The organism is Argonema antarcticum A004/B2, from assembly GCF_023333585.1.
Taxonomy (GTDB): domain Bacteria; phylum Cyanobacteriota; class Cyanobacteriia; order Cyanobacteriales; family Aerosakkonemataceae; genus Argonema; species Argonema antarcticum.
This window is the reverse complement of sequence record NZ_JAIQZN010000009.1, coordinates 36,984-51,615: the sequence shown is the minus strand read 5'-3', so window position 1 is coordinate 51,615 and position 14,632 is coordinate 36,984. Positions and strand designations below refer to the sequence as shown.

Here is a 14,632-nt window from a genome sequence, read left to right as displayed (position 1 = left end):
AACAAATAACAACTAACTTTTGACAAATGACCAATGACAATTACAATCCAGAAGTGGGAAAACCTCAAATGGTACTTAACAAAGTAGCGGTTATCGAAGGAGATATTACCAAACAACAAGTGGATGCGATCGTCAACGCTGCAAATGAAGCTCTGATGCCTGGTAGTGGAGTATGCGGAGCTATTCACCGTGCGGCTGGTGAGGGTCTTTGGGAAGAATGTAAAAAACTGAATGGTTGCGAGACAGGTGATGCTAAAATTACTAAGGGCTACAAACTCCCAGCTAAATGGGTAATCCATACGGTTGGCCCAGTCTGGGAGGGTGGCAGTTATGGCGAAGATGAGTTGTTAGCTGGTTGTTATCGTCGATGTCTGGAGCTAGCAGAGCAACACAACATTCGCGCGATCGCTTTTCCTGCTATCAGCACAGGCGTGTATGCGTTCCCGCTAGAACGAGCCGCCAAAATCGCTGTTACCGAAATCAGTAGTTTTCTGGAAAGAAACACTTCTGTTGAACAGGTAATCTTGGTTTGCTTTAGCAAAAGCGCATACGATTGTTACCTGCGAGTCATGAAAGAAATTAGTTAAAGGTAACGCTTAGAGTCTATCGCAAAATTCCACTAATTGGGTGGTAAGCATTACCATAATCCTCAAAATATCTGTGTTCATCTGTGTTTATCTGTGGTCATCTGTGGTTAAAAATATCTACATTTGTAGGGGCAATTCATGAATTGCCCCTACAAATGTAAAACCTACATGGTTGAAAATTAAGCGATTACCGAGCAGTATTAGGTAACATAAGATTCGGCACGTTTACTGCTCATTTTTTAGGAGTGCAAAAATGTCAAAAAAGTCCGGTCGTAAAATCGCACCTGCCCCAATGCCGAAGGAAATTGGCGTGGTAGATTTGGTCGATAATTATTTTACCGCATATAACTCTGCTCGGCTGCGGGAAATCTGCCACCTCCTGAGTCGCGAGGTATTCCAGGAAGGCGTGACGGTGGGAGTCAGCCTTTCCGGTGCGATGACACCTGCTGGGATGGGGGTTGCTGCTTTCGCGCCGCTAATCCGCAACGGCTTTATTGACTGGATGATCAGTACGGGTGCAAATCTTTACCACGATATGCACTTCGGTTTGGGTTTCGATCTCTATTCCAACAGTCCGTTTGTCGATGATGTGAAGCTGCGTGAGGAAGGTACTATTCGCATCTACGATATTACCTTTGGGTATGATGTGCTGCTGGAAACCGATGCGTTTATCCGCAAGATTCTGCAAGCAGAAGAGTTCCAGAAGCGAATGGGTACGGCAGAGTTTCACTATCTGCTGGGTAAGTATGTCTGGGAAGTGGAAAAGCAACTGGGAATTAAGCATTCGTCCCTGCTAGCCACAGCTTACGAGTGTGGTGTTCCCATCTATACTTCTTCGCCTGGGGATAGTTCGATCGGGATGAACGTAGCAGCGATCGCATTGGAAGGTTCTCAGTTAGTATTAGATCCAGCGTTGGATGTCAACGAGACAGCTGCGATCGCATACTGTGCCCGTGAATCTGGTATATCTGGTGCAGAAGGCAAAAGTGCAGCAGTAATTATTGGCGGCGGTAGTCCGAAAAACTTCCTATTGCAAACACAACCACAACTGCACGAAGTATTGGGATTAGAAGAACGGGGACACGATTACTTTGTGCAAGTTACCGATGCACGTCCCGATACGGGTGGTTTATCTGGTGCAACGCCTAGCGAAGCGGTAAGTTGGGGCAAAATCGATCCAGAAGAGTTACCCAGCACGATCGTTTGTTACACAGATAGTACGATCGCTGTACCCATCATAACTGCATACACGATCGACCAGTGCGAACCTCGGCAACTGAAACGATTGTACGATCGGCGGGGAGAAATGATGGAAAAACTCATCACCGATTTCAATAAAGCTAAAACTAAGTCACTCGAAGAAATTCCTGCTGCGGTGGCAGAAATTGCTGCTGAAGAACCTGTAGCAACTTCACCCACTGGTAGGTTGATTCCGAAAAATTAGTAGCTGACTGACGACTAAAGTCGCGGCTATACAAACAAAGCCCGCGTAGGCGGGCTTTATCGATTATGCTAATAATTAATCCGTTCTGGAGATCGATCGTGACAAGCTTTCCTCACCACATTTCCCAAACAGATCCCCCCCTTTCGCCTCGACAAACCTTGCCAACAATGTACGATCTTCCTAGCGAAGATCCAGAGGAACCCGGTTTGCCTGACGAATATCACCTACATCAACCATCGCTATTGCGATCCACCTTCAAACCTTCTAACTATAGCCCAGCGGAGGTGTTCATCGGTGCTGACATCAATCTTTATTACGATAACCGTCATCTCAATTGGTACAAACGCCCAGATTGGTTTGCTGTAGTCGGAGTTTCTCGACTTTACGACGGTTACGACTTGCGTTTAAGCTATGTCATCTGGCAAGAGGAAGTTAGTCCCTTTGTAGTAGTTGAATTATTATCCCCAGGTACGGAAGATGAAGATTTAGGTAGGACAGTACGACAAAGAGGGAATCCACCCACAAAGTGGCAAGTTTACGAGCGAATTCTGCGCGTTCCTTACTATATTGTTTTCAGTCGCTATACGAATGAAATTCAGGCATTTCACCTAGTGGGTAGTCAATACGAAAGAGCATCCCTAACTGATGGACGTTTGCTCATTGAAGAACTGGGATTGAGTTTAGCTTTATGGCAAGGTGAGTATGAGGGAATTAACCGTTTGTGGTTACGTTGGTTCACTCTAGAAGGAGAATTGATTCCAGTTCCCAGTGAGGAAGCTAACGCTGCTATAGTTAGAGCGATGGAAGCGGAACAACGCGCTGAAAGATTAGCAGCAAAATTGCGGGACTTGAATATCGATCCAGATGAGGTTTGAGAAGGTGCGTTTGGGAAGCGTGCCGGAGGCATATCGAACTTCATTTTAGTGGCACAGAGAGAATGCGATCGCTTTTAGGATACTCACCAAACGTTAATCTGTGGTTCAAAATCTGATTCCCTCCTCAGCTAGAACACCCCCACATCCCTCACCAGATAAACTAACCATGTCACCATCAATACAGACGACATGATAATTTTGGTCGCCCTACTCGCCTTCTACCTCGCCTGGAACTTAGGCGCAAACGATGTCGCTAACTCGATGGGAACCTCCGTAGGCTCCAAAGCAGTCACCCTGCGGCAAGCAATCATAATTGCCGGGATCTTAGAATTCACGGGTGCTGTACTATTTGGCGGTGCCGTTTCCGAAACTCTAGCAACGGAAATTGTCAACCCAGCTATATTCGCTTCAACGCCACAGACTTTACTAATCGGAATGGTATCTGTACTGATATCCTGCGGTTTATGGTTGCAAATTGCTACCAGTTTGGGCTTGCCAGTTTCCTCTTCTCATGCTGTAGTAGGTGCGATCGCAGGTTTCAGTTGGGTCGCTGCTGGGATCGATTCTGTAGACTGGTCATCAATTGGCACAATTACGATCGCTTGGGTATTGACCCCCGTTATCAGCGGTATCGTAGCATCATCTTTTTACACAATTGTCAAGCGTTTCATTCTCGATCGGCCCAATCCCCTACAACAACTGCGCGAATGGATACCCTGGTTGAGTGCAGCTTTGTTGAGTGTGTTTGGCGTCATTGTCCTACCGAGCCTAACTCAACCATTGCAGGTGTTTCTCACAAACCGCTGGGGACTGACTCTCCCCGCTCATGATATCCCCCTGGCAATTGGTGCTCTAGCAGCCGTTAGCCTCTCCTTGGTTAGTTGGCGACAGTTAGAGAGCAGGGGAGCGGGGGAGTGGGGGAGTGGGGGAGAATCGAAAATCCAAAATCCGATCGAACGTCAACTAGGAAGATTTCAAGTTCTCAGCGCCTGCTTTGTCGCCTTTGCTCACGGTTCCAACGATGTCGGAAATGCGATCGCTCCTTTAGCTGCGATCGCCTACATCCGCCGCACAGGTTCGGTTCCCTTAGCAGACTTCAGCGTACCCCTCTGGATTCTAGTAGTTGGTGGTTTGGGAATTGTCGCCGGATTAGCCGTTTTGGGCAAAAACGTCATCGCCACAGTCGGAGAAAACATCATACCCCTCCAACCCAGCGGCGGTTTTTGCGCCGAACTGGCAACCGCCACCACCGTCTTAGTCGCTTCCAGACTGGGTTTGCCCATCTCCACATCTCACGCCCTCGTCGGCGGCGTTATTGGCATCGGTTTAGTGCAAAGTTGGCGGTCTATACGTTTTAGCACACTACAAAGCATTGCCGGGGCATGGGTCATCACCATTCCCATTACCGCCACTCTAGGCGCTATCATCTTTCTTGTTGCTCGTTTGGTTCTCCTTCAGTTATATTGACCCAGAGGGGCAAATCCACCTTGCAATTCCCGCCATTGGGATGTACTCTACCTCTAAAGCGCCAGCCTGTACTGGGAAAATCCCTTCTAATTAAAGTGTTCTTGAGGTGAAAGCAATCTCGATCGACCTCGAAGTCCAAACAACTTAATCAGAAAATTCTGAATCCATAACTATCAGAAAATCTAGCTTCCTGTTTTGCCTGTAAGCCGGAACAGAGCAGCTTACAAAACCATTATTCAGAAAACTTAACCTAAAGTTCGTAAAAATTCATAATATTTTAAAATACAATTTTTGAGACTATTTGATTACAATTTGCGGCTGCATTTGACAAAATACTTAGGAATACCAATAACAAAGCAACTAGCGATCCACGTTTTTTATAGCCAACTGACTAGAGGTTAGACGCTAATGGGGCAACCGGAGAACGACATGGAAACTCAGGGTGGAAATAATCCACAAACAGCACAAGATACGCTGAACCTCTTGACCGAGGGACTGCAAAGTCTACAGCAAAATCTGCTCGCGCAGTTGAATCAAGAGGTCACGCAGCTACAATCCCAGAAATCCCGCCTGTCTGGCGAGATCGAAGAGCTGCGATCGCAATATCGCCAAGTGCAATCTCAAGAACAGATAGAGCAACAGCAACAATGGGCACAGCAACTAGCCCAGGTACTGGCTACCCACCTGCAAGAGCAATTGCGGCAGCAATTCGACCCGTCAGGTGCTGGCGCTGACCAGCCTCCTAGCTACGATAACGCCAACAGCTTACTCTTATCCCTCGATGCCACACTCAGTACAACCTTAAAAACCCTCCAACAGGATATCAGCAGCTATCAAAGCGCCCTATCCCAGCAGCTGGGCCGGATGCAAACTCTCGAACAGCAAGGAGAAGCGATTTTAGAGGCGTTAGTCAGTCGCATCAAGGTTCAACTGCAACAAAATATTCAGCCTTCTACACGCAGTTTGCCAAGCAGGCCGGGACAGTATCTTCCAGAACAACCGAATGACCGGGAACCCTCTCAACAAATTTCGCCAGTCCCCAGCGTTCCACCAACCCCCCAGCAAACAAACTTTAAAACTGGGTTGTTGCTAATTTTGCTTTCTTCTCTCACCCTCTCATTCCAAAACGTGGTGACCAGGGTGATTTTGAAGGAGCAGTCAATTTTGGGAATGATCAAACTAGGAGGATTTATTACTCCCAGTCCTGGAAACTCCCTATTGATTTTGGCGATGCGGATGATAATTGTGGCACCGCTGATGGCTTTTATCATAGCCCCGTGGCGTTATCCAAATACATACCGCGATATCAGACAACTTGGCAATCCAGATCAGCGCGGTCGGCTTTTCAGTGTAGTTGGAAGTGGCTTCTTTCTGTTCCTATCTCAATTTTTCATTTACATTGCGCTGGGAAACATTCCCACAGGTGTTGCCACAACGATTTTCTTTATTTATCCCACGGTTACCATTCTGTTAGCTTGGCTAATTTTTCGGGATAAACCCACCTTTCTGCTCATCTTGGCAACGATATCGATCTATATAGGTGGCTTTTTGACCATTCCTAGCTTGACTACTGGCGCTAAAGGCAATTATACGCTCGGAGCAATAACAGCAATAGCATCGGGAATAGCTTTTGCCGTCTACGTAATTCTGATCAAAGTTAGTAAGCTTCATCCCATTCCTTTTAGTGTGGTGAACTTTACCACAATCTTGTTCTTTTCCGGCTTAGTTCTCCTAGTAGGCTCGGCAGTGCCGGGGCTCGGATTTACAGTTAAACCGACGATGTGGCCAGGGCTCTGGGTGGGAGCGTTAGTTTTGACTGTGACTACCCTCTTCGGTTATCTACTCAATAACTTTGGCGTGCCTATGATCGGCCCTGCCCTTGCTTCGGTTGTGGGAGCGAGTGGCCCTGCTCTAACAGTAATCATGGCTTTCTTTATCATTAATGAAAAGTTGGTACTTCTCCAAGTACTCGGCGTTGTGCTGGTAACTGTGTGGGTACTTGGCATTAGTGTGGAGAATACAAAGCCAAAAGCGCCACCCGCTCAACCTGCTAGGAAATAGCTGTTAGCCAAAGTTATGATTGACGTATGATTGCTGAGGACTGAGTTTTAATTAACTCAGTCCTCAGTATTATCGCAAAGTGCTGAGTGCTGAGTGCTGAGTGTAAACACAATTATGCCCCAGGAGGATTAAACTATGCAATTAGAAGAGTATTTCAACTTCCTTGCACCTGATGATATTCGGCTAAAAGGTTCGCGGATAGGTATTGAAACTATTTTATATGAATATATCTATCGGGCCCGCACTCCCGAACAAATCGCTCAAATATACACTTCTCTTACTCTAGATCAAGTCTATGCCACAATTCTTTATTACTTACAAAACAAAGAAGCAGTTGGCAAGTATATCGTTGACTGGCTAGAGTGGGGACACCAGCAACGCAAAGTTCAAGCATTGAACCCTCACCCAGCAGTTGCGCGATTACAGAAACTCAGAGACGAACGCGAAGCAATGAAAAAGGCAAATAATGCTCAAATATCTAATGGATGAAAACGTCGATCCGATTTATCCGACTCAGTTGCGGCGACGGAAATCAGATTTACCAATTCGGGCAGTAGGGGAAATTCAGACTCCTGCCAAAGGCACATTAGACCCAGAAATTATGCTGTAGTGTGAAGAGTATAACTTTATTTTAGTGACAAATAACCGTAAATCCATGCCTGTACACTTGGCGGATCATATCTCCCAAGATCATCACGTTCCAGGTATTTTTATTCTCAATTCCAATTTAAGTATAGGTCAAAATATTGATGAGTTAATTGTGATTGCCGAAGGTTCTTTTGAGGGCGAATATCAAGACCAGATTATTCACCTCGCACTAACTAAAATTCGCGATGTGGATATGTGAATTTTATTCTATTTGGAATTACATTAATTGCATTTTTTATACATCAAACCTTACCGTTAGTATCTATTTCTTCTGTTGTTGTTGGAGTTTCTAAAGGTGATACAGCTACTATTCGGACATGAAGGTCAACTATTATTTGATTTTTATCAACAGTTATATTAGCTTTTTTTACTAAGAATTTTCCTGCTAAACAATCACTTGATTCGCATTCAGCAGCTAATTGAGTTTTATATCCCGCTTCCTCAAGCCATTCGTAGATATTTCTCCAGTTTTCTATCTTTTCATCGCTTTTACCTACAAGGTTTTTAACATACTGATACAGAGTGTTACAAAGATCTACTCCAACTCCCTTGACGCTCTTATTCAGCTTTTCAGCTAATTCAGTAGGACTGTAGCCAGAAAGCAATGCCCGCAGGTGCAGCTTCTCCACTGGTGTCAGACGCTTTCCCTTGGCAGATGCGAGGTCTGCGTAGAGGGTTTCTAAGTCCCATTCATTTGCCGCTTGGGTAAACTGCTCAGTAGATGCCATTTTCGGGAGTACTCAGAAAATTCCTAATCGAATTCTAGCATAATACCTAGTGCTTATTAGTTTTTGGTTAAGTATAGATGGCTTAGTATGAGGTAAAACAGGCTCAGGCATGATTTCTGGTGGAAATCACTAGGATATTTGCTTTTTGCGGATGCAGTAACAGAAATAATGCGATCGCCTGTTCTTAAAATTGCTAAAAACTACAAACCATTAAGAGTATTTTATGCCTTCATTCTACCCAGGTCAAAAAGCTAATGAACTTGCAAAACAAGCTCAAGAGCGATATGAACGTGCTGTTGCACAATTGAAAAAAGACGAAGAAGCTACAAACAAATGGGCAGAAGAGTATGGTCAATTCCAACTTGGTGTTATAAGAAATACAATTGGGCGTTTTATTGCTTTCCTTGAAAGCAATGGGCGGCGGGCTTCTGAAAGCGAAAAGCGACTTTTAGAGGGGATGGACTTTTCAGTTCAGCAAATCAATGAGTACAAAGCTGCGGCTATAGGAGCAGAAAAGTTTTTTGAAGGTGGCGTTAAAGCGGCTGGGGCGGCAGCAGCGGGATATGGTGGAGCCATAGGTGTTGCTACCTCAATAGGAGCAGCAAGCACTGGAACAGCCATTTCAACCCTTAGCGGAGCAGCAGCTTGGAACGCAACCTTAGCATGGTTTGGCGGTGGAGCGATCGCAGCGGGTGGCGGTGGTATGGCTGTTGGTGCTGCTGTACTGGGCGGTATAACTATTGCTCCGGCTTTGCTCATTGGGGGCTTTATGGCTAAACGTGAAGGTGAGAAAGCCATGACAAAGGCGCGGGAACATGAAGCCAAAGTCAACAAAGCGATCGCTGAGATTAACCTTGCCAAAGATTATTCGCAAGAGGTTAAACGACGGATTACTGAATTGAGGGGTGTCTTTGGATCTCTTAACACTCGTGCTATTTTAGGTCTTAACCAACTGGAATCTCAACCTTTTGATTCAAAAAGGGATGCCGAGAAGTTTCAAGAAGTAGGACTTCTGATGAAGGGACTTGTAGAAATTTTGAAAACCCCTGTCTTAAACAGCGAAGGTAAGCTTAACCTTGGCACTGTAACTATCTTAGAGAAATACCACATTTTACCAGGTAAATAGATATGACAGCCAAAAAAGTTCCTGTAGAAGTGGTTGCACAAGGCGTTGTACAAGGTGTTACTGTATTCACCAATCCGGCTGAATGCTTGCGTGATATTGTGTTAGCCTACACCGAGTACAAAATAGTTGCTGAGCAAGAGCAAACTAAGCGGCGTGGAATTGAAGCCTGGGAAAAAGCAACAATCGCTCAAGTTAACGCTCAACGTGACGCTCTAATAAAGTATCTCGATCGATCCTTTGATGAACGTGCCGAAAACTTTTGCTTTCTGTTTGAAAAAGTAGATATGGCAATAGCAGACGGTAATAATAACCAGTTAACTTTAGCCCTGAATTCCATCACAGAAATAGCCAAGTCTAGCCCATTCAAAGACCTCGCTGATTTATCATCTGTTAGAGAAGCCCTTGACGATCCAAACCATCAATGGGAGTTTTAATTTCCTATTTGACAAGCGATCGCACCCTTATTCCCCACCCAGAAACCCGGTTTCTTAAAGAAACCGGGTTTCTAGAATCAGCGCGATCATTTTTGTCTATCCTGCTATAGAATGAATGTACGATCTTTATTATAAGTTAATTTGAGTGGAAGGCGATCGAGACGCCATCCCAGACTTTCAGCATCTTGGTTATCAATTGCCAACAAACCCTGAAAGCCCCACGTGATAAATTTACTTAATAATTAGCTAAAACTCCTACATGACTGACTGCTGCCGATATCGTCACAGGTAACTTATACCCTCCACCGTGACTGGATAGAACAGGACAAGAGACTCTTGTAGCTAAATTTAGTACATATTCGGTTAATAATTTAAAGTCTTGATTTGTCCAATCTGTAATTCCTTGACCGCAATCATCTTTATGAGAATCGTATCCTGAAAATATCAATATTAAATCAGGATTCCAGGGTAGCTGCTCCAGCGCTAATTGAAATCTAGGCAAACTTTCCTTACCTCTATAAAATTTACCATTCAAGTTAATTTTATCAAACAAGTCATCTTTAAATGTTTGAGATAGAATAGGAATATTGCAGTGTCCAACTTCTTCTCCTTGTGTTGTTGTACCTGCTTTGAGGTCAGATGCTTTAGCCATATATAAATCGGCAACGCTATGGATACTTATACAGTAAACGCTCGGATCGTGGCTAAAAATCGACTGAGTTCCATCTCCATGATGAATATCCCAATCTACAATTAGTATTTTATGAAAACCTTGAGACTGAGCATACCGGGCGGCAGCGGCCAAAGGATTGAGCAAAGAATATCCGTGTCCCCAATCTTTGTGTGCGTGATGACCTACTAAACTGAAGCAGTAGGCGCGTTCTAAAATGCCTTTTTTCATATTGTCTATGGCTTCGATCATTCCTCCTAAACCATATAAATAACCTGGTAGGCAATATTCTAGATTTTGGCATTCAATACTTAATTTTGGCTTCTTCTTTAAAGGTTTATCCAATGCCATTAGAGCTAACTGTATGAGATACCTATCTGCGTGTACTCGAAGATATTCGGTGTATTCAACATTTCTCACGCTTAGGGTTGGATAATCAGCCAGTGCTTTCTCAAGTTCGTGCCTGATTTTGCTGTAATGTGGTAAAGAGTGTCCGACGAAAGAAAGGTTACTACTTGGTTTAGATGTATAGCAGGTATGAGGATGTAAGTAGGTAGCAAATTTTGTCATAATTTCAAGACATTCCCACGGTTTTTAAGGTACGGGCGCATATCAAGCCATGTTAATACTAATTTAAAAAATAATTGCTAAATTGACTACCCAAGAAAAAAATATCTGGCAAAAATTTAAAATCTGCGAGCGAAAATCTGCTAGAGTTGTTGGAGTGCTTGAGGTGTAAAGATGAGAGTCTGGCTTGCCAGTTTCCTACTTTTGTTTGCGTTGGCACAACTTTTTGAATGGATGAAACACTTAGCGCTGCCATTGCCGGTGTTTATTGTGGGTGGGGTGTTTTTGGCTCTAGCATCCAACTACGATAAGCGATCGGGCTGGCCGTTCCGTGGTAAAATGTCGGAATTCCAGGCTAGCCAAAACCAGATCCCGACTGCGATCGATTCCACCGACGCACCCCAACCTCAGTCTGTTTCCACTATTTGGCGACCAGAAGATAGATGAACATAAACCCAAAAAATCAAACATCCGTATTTGCTTGACTATCTATAACTGACCTCCGATGAATGAAGTCAACGCCAGAAACCCGGTTTCTCTTTACCTCATGTCAATCAAACATCAATTAACTTAACACCCGCACCAGATCGATCGCTTGGGGCGCTGTATAATTCAGTTTAGCGCCCCTTAGAAATTCCGTTAGTAACTTAGCAGCGGGGAAAAAAGATTACGAACCTATGCCTTACAGTAATTTCACTCTCAGCAAAGCTGTAGAAGATTTCCATCTCACAATCGTTGAAGGGGGGCGCTTCCTGCCAGAAATTCCCTCTGTCACTCCTACTCCTTTGCTTCAAGATATTCTTAAGGAAACGATTCCCTGGGCGATCGCGGTGAGTAGCGAGAAAGCCCGTTCTGAAGGTATCATTAATCCTGTGTTATTAGAGGTAAAACGCCAACTCAAAGGACAGATTAGCGTTTTCTCTGGCGAGGAATTCAATGTGGAACCGGAGGCTGAACTCACAGGCTATGTTGACTTTCTCCTTAGTCGTTCCCCAGAGCAGCTATTTATCAAAGCCCCTGCGGTTATTGTGGTGGAAGCCAAGAAGGAAGATCTTAAACCTGCTCTAGGGCAATGCCTCGCGGAAATGGTGGCAGCTCAACGCTTTAACCAACAAAAACAACAGCCTATCTCGACGATTTACGGAACGGTGAGTAGTGGCACGGTTTGGCGGTTTCTTAAGTTGGAAGGGCAATGCGCGTCCATTGACCTTACAGATTACCCTCTCCCTCCAGTTGAGCAAATCTTGGGCTTTCTCGTTTGGATGGTACAGTCGGGCCGATCGTAAAATATAGCTAGGGGCTAGGGAAGAGGGAAAAAGGTTACGCAGTAAGGGATAGAAGGACTAGAGGTAAGAGTTGGAGTTGTCCTAACCGCCTTTCATCGGTTGCTATAATTGCAAATTTCAGATTTCAGATTTGTTTCGCCCACAAGGGGCGTTTAGAAAACGGGAGAGTGGCTCAAGAGAGTAGGAAATCCCTAAGTTAGGACTCGCGCAACGTTAAGCGGCTGTGTTGCGGTTCCCAGCACTTCGTAGATGTCTTGCGCTTGTTGTTTGCCTCTCGGAACGACGCGATCGATCCAGCGCAGATGAAATAATTCTGGTTGATTTAATTGAGCGATTGATGCTTCGCTGGTAATGATACCACAATTGTAATGTTTTGTCAATTCTTCCAATCGCGCCGCTGTATTTACCACATCTCCTATTACCGTCGAGTCTAGACGCGAGTCGGCACCCAACGCACCAATCACAGCCTTTCCTGAGTGAATGCCAATGCCGATTTTGAGCGGTTGAGTTAGATTGTAGCGATCGCGTCCGCCATTAAACTCGCTCAAACTTTCTTGCATCATCACCGCCGCACTTAAGGCATCCTGCGCGTGGTGTCCGCTGCGATCGAAAACGGCCATTAGCGCATCACCCAGGTATTTATCAATAAAACCGTTGTGGGCGATGATGCAAGAGTTCATCTGCGTAAAGAAAGCATTTAACCAATTAAAAGTTTCGCTAGCTGACTGGGATTCTGAAATAGTAGTAAACCCACGAATATCCCCGAATAAAACAGAAATTTCTTCTTCTTTAGCATTACCTAACTGAATAGATTCGACACCGCTGGGCGCAATGCGGCGGAGATATTGATCTGGCACAAACAGCCGCAATTTTTCTGAAAGCGCTTGATTAATGTTCCAAGCAGCGCAGAGTTGCAGTTTGTTTTTTTCCCTGAGTTCTTCGCTAACTTGTTGCTGAATTTGTTGCGATCGCATTTGTTGAAGCCGCCAAATGCTAGCGATTTTCGTTAGCAGCAACTGACTTTTGATCGGCTTCGTCAAATAGTCATCTCCCATCAACTCCAATCCTCGCAGCCTGGAATGGTCATCATCCAAAGCTGTCAGGAAAATCACGGGTAATGTTTGGCACTTCGGATCGGCTCGCAGTTGCTTGCATACCTCAAAGCCATCCATCTCCGGCATCATAATATCCAGCAAGATGATGTCCGGCGGCGATGCGTTGGCAATTGCCAGTGCTTCGACTCCAGAAGACGCAGCCAAAGTTATGTAGTCTTCTGACTGCAATAACGCTTCTAATAAGCGAATGTTATTCGGCTCGTCATCTACCAGTAGAATGCGGGGCGGGCGATTCTGCATAAATCTGACTTTAAATTGACTGCACGATTCGATCGCAGACACTTGCGCCTAAGATCGATCGGCCATTTAATCTTCTCCCAAGATCCGGCTGCATCAGACAAATTTCGCAGTATTTGTTGGTTAGCTTCTGAAGCTAGCTTCACGCTTGACTTGCCGATCGTCTGGTCACCGAAGGTAGATGCACCCGCTTCCTGTTTGACAGCCCACCATGCTGTATTGCATTATACTTTCAGGTTTGGGCGTCAAAAATTTTGAACAAATTGCAATAGTTACTTTAATTTAAACACAAAATTGCTACAGTCACAATCATATAGCAACCGCCAGGGCGATTAAGCCAACTCCAACTGTTACATGAAGTCCATAATCCCTTACGGAGTAACCTCTTCCCTCTTCCCTCTTCCCTCTTCCCTAGCCCCTAGCCCCTAGCCCCTAGTCCCTAGCTATACCAACGGCTGTGAAAGCCGTAAATATACTGAGCTATGTTTGATGTGTATAATTGAATCCCGAAAAGTTACTTAGGAATTTCCCTGTAAAAAATATCATCTTTTGGGCGGGTTTTGATTGCTGGCGATCGGGAAAGCACCAATGACGATCGGCTAAACCCTCCCGTACCGCACGTTAAGGGTTTCCCATCATCCCAGAATTGATATATTTTGGCAAATTCGTTGAATTTCTCAGGGAAATCTCAGCATTTTTTAGCAAAATTATCAGTTCAAAATCATTTTAAACCAAAGTTATTGAGCAACAATACTTTTAAAGCCAAATCAAAAACCTACATATCGCAAGGCAAAAATTGTCTTGAGGAGTTAAAATCGATGAAATTCAAACAATTGGTATTACTAGGCGCTACTTCTTTTTTAGCCTCCGCTTTCTCAATTTCGGGGTATGCAGCGCGAGTATCGGGAAATCCATCTTCTAATGCAATGAATCCGGGGGCAAACTTAACGCTTACTAAAGATGCTATGGCCCAAAATATGTCAGCAGTTATGATGTCTGGCACTTTTGTTGCAGCAGAAAAACCTACCACTGGAACAGCTCGAATTGTCAGAGAAAATGGGCGACGCTACTTAGAGTTGGATGGGGCTTTTCGGACAAGCGATCAAGGGCCCGATCTCCATGTTCTCTTAGAAACTGCTGATAAGCCGCCTCAGTCCTATCAAGATCCAAGCACTTATGTGAATCTGGGTAAATTACAAAAATTCAGCGGTACACAACGCTACCCAATTCCTGCTGCCATCAATATATCAAACTTCAAATCTGTGGCTATATGGTGCCGTATGGCTAACGCAACTTTTGGTTATGCCATGCTTGGTAGTGCTAGGAACGCTACTACTCGATAATTTACAGCGGTGTACTTCACGTAATATTTGCAAGTTGCTCACGT

The 14,632-nt window shown here is 44.7% G+C and carries 17 protein-coding genes; 14 read left to right on the top strand and 3 right to left on the bottom strand.

Translation table 11 applies throughout. The features are described from left to right. Positions 1–26 precede the first annotated feature (26 nt). The 8 genes from LAY57_RS06050 (at position 27) to LAY57_RS06015 (ending at position 7,281) form a co-directional block, all read left to right on the top strand. Entirely contained in the window at positions 27–587 is a 561-nt protein-coding gene (locus tag LAY57_RS06050) for an O-acetyl-ADP-ribose deacetylase (protein ID WP_338022361.1), read from the top strand. A gap of 253 nt (positions 588–840) precedes the next feature. Continuing rightward, positions 841–2,031, top strand: coding sequence for a homospermidine biosynthesis protein (locus LAY57_RS06045; RefSeq protein WP_249065426.1), 1,191 nt, complete (start codon positions 841–843; stop codon positions 2,029–2,031). 98 nt (positions 2,032–2,129) lie between these two features. After that, positions 2,130–2,906 (top strand): Uma2 family endonuclease, encoded by a 777-nt coding sequence (locus tag LAY57_RS06040; protein WP_338022360.1) that lies wholly within the window; start codon positions 2,130–2,132, stop codon positions 2,904–2,906. Between the two features lie 189 nt (positions 2,907–3,095). Then, positions 3,096–4,373, top strand: a complete 1,278-nt coding sequence (locus LAY57_RS06035; RefSeq protein WP_249065425.1) for an inorganic phosphate transporter — start codon at positions 3,096–3,098, stop codon at positions 4,371–4,373. A 429-nt stretch (positions 4,374–4,802) separates the two neighbouring features. Next, positions 4,803–6,434: a DMT family transporter gene (locus LAY57_RS06030; RefSeq protein ID WP_249065424.1), complete on the top strand. Its 1,632-nt coding sequence runs from the start codon at positions 4,803–4,805 to the stop codon at positions 6,432–6,434. 135 nt (positions 6,435–6,569) lie between these two features. After that, a complete protein-coding gene (locus tag LAY57_RS06025) occupies positions 6,570–6,923 on the top strand; it encodes a DUF433 domain-containing protein (RefSeq protein WP_249065423.1) in 354 nt (117 codons plus the stop codon). Next, on the top strand, positions 6,901–7,044 hold the full coding sequence (locus LAY57_RS06020) for a hypothetical protein (RefSeq protein WP_249065422.1): 144 nt from the start codon (positions 6,901–6,903) through the stop codon (positions 7,042–7,044). The genes LAY57_RS06025 and LAY57_RS06020 overlap by 23 nt, the downstream gene beginning before the upstream one ends. Positions 7,045–7,089: 45 nt before the next feature. Continuing rightward, on the top strand, positions 7,090–7,281 hold the full coding sequence (locus LAY57_RS06015) for a hypothetical protein (RefSeq protein WP_249065421.1): 192 nt from the start codon (positions 7,090–7,092) through the stop codon (positions 7,279–7,281). 43 nt (positions 7,282–7,324) lie between these two features. Here the strand turns inward: LAY57_RS06015 and LAY57_RS06010 are convergent, their stop codons facing one another. Further along, positions 7,325–7,810, bottom strand: coding sequence for a helix-turn-helix domain-containing protein (locus LAY57_RS06010; protein ID WP_249065420.1), 486 nt, complete (start codon positions 7,808–7,810; stop codon positions 7,325–7,327). A gap of 223 nt (positions 7,811–8,033) precedes the next feature. Between LAY57_RS06010 and LAY57_RS06005 the strand changes: the two genes are divergently transcribed. Together LAY57_RS06005 and LAY57_RS06000 are read left to right on the top strand one after the other, a co-directional pair. Beyond that, positions 8,034–8,936 (top strand): hypothetical protein, encoded by a 903-nt coding sequence (locus LAY57_RS06005; RefSeq protein ID WP_249065419.1) that lies wholly within the window; start codon positions 8,034–8,036, stop codon positions 8,934–8,936. A 2-nt stretch (positions 8,937–8,938) separates the two neighbouring features. Next, a complete protein-coding gene (locus tag LAY57_RS06000; protein ID WP_249065418.1) occupies positions 8,939–9,370 on the top strand; it encodes a hypothetical protein in 432 nt (143 codons plus the stop codon). Positions 9,371–9,605: 235 nt separating this feature from the next. Here LAY57_RS06000 and LAY57_RS05995 read toward each other — a convergent pair whose 3' ends face one another. Continuing rightward, on the bottom strand, positions 9,606–10,610 hold the full coding sequence (locus LAY57_RS05995) for an arginase family protein (RefSeq protein ID WP_249065417.1): 1,005 nt from the start codon (positions 10,608–10,610) through the stop codon (positions 9,606–9,608). A 171-nt stretch (positions 10,611–10,781) separates the two neighbouring features. Between LAY57_RS05995 and LAY57_RS05990 the strand changes: the two genes are divergently transcribed. After that, positions 10,782–11,054 carry a hypothetical protein gene (locus tag LAY57_RS05990; protein WP_249065416.1) on the top strand — a complete coding sequence of 91 codons (273 nt, stop codon included), beginning with the start codon at positions 10,782–10,784 and terminating at the stop codon, positions 11,052–11,054. Between the two features lie 230 nt (positions 11,055–11,284). Then, positions 11,285–11,893, top strand: a complete 609-nt coding sequence (locus LAY57_RS05985) for a CBS domain-containing protein (RefSeq protein WP_249065415.1) — start codon at positions 11,285–11,287, stop codon at positions 11,891–11,893. A gap of 191 nt (positions 11,894–12,084) precedes the next feature. Here LAY57_RS05985 and LAY57_RS05980 read toward each other — a convergent pair whose 3' ends face one another. Beyond that, positions 12,085–13,248: a response regulator gene (locus tag LAY57_RS05980; protein ID WP_249065414.1), complete on the bottom strand. Its 1,164-nt coding sequence runs from the start codon at positions 13,246–13,248 to the stop codon at positions 12,085–12,087. A gap of 15 nt (positions 13,249–13,263) precedes the next feature. Here LAY57_RS05980 and LAY57_RS05975 point away from each other — a divergent pair, with 15 nt between their 5' ends. Both LAY57_RS05975 and LAY57_RS05970 read left to right on the top strand, forming a co-directional pair. Next, positions 13,264–13,503 carry a hypothetical protein gene (locus tag LAY57_RS05975; protein WP_249065413.1) on the top strand — a complete coding sequence of 80 codons (240 nt, stop codon included), beginning with the start codon at positions 13,264–13,266 and terminating at the stop codon, positions 13,501–13,503. Positions 13,504–14,063: 560 nt separating this feature from the next. Beyond that, complete coding sequence (locus tag LAY57_RS05970; RefSeq protein ID WP_249065412.1) at positions 14,064–14,588, top strand: DM13 domain-containing protein; 525 nt, start codon at positions 14,064–14,066, stop codon at positions 14,586–14,588. Positions 14,589–14,632: the final 44 nt, after the last annotated feature.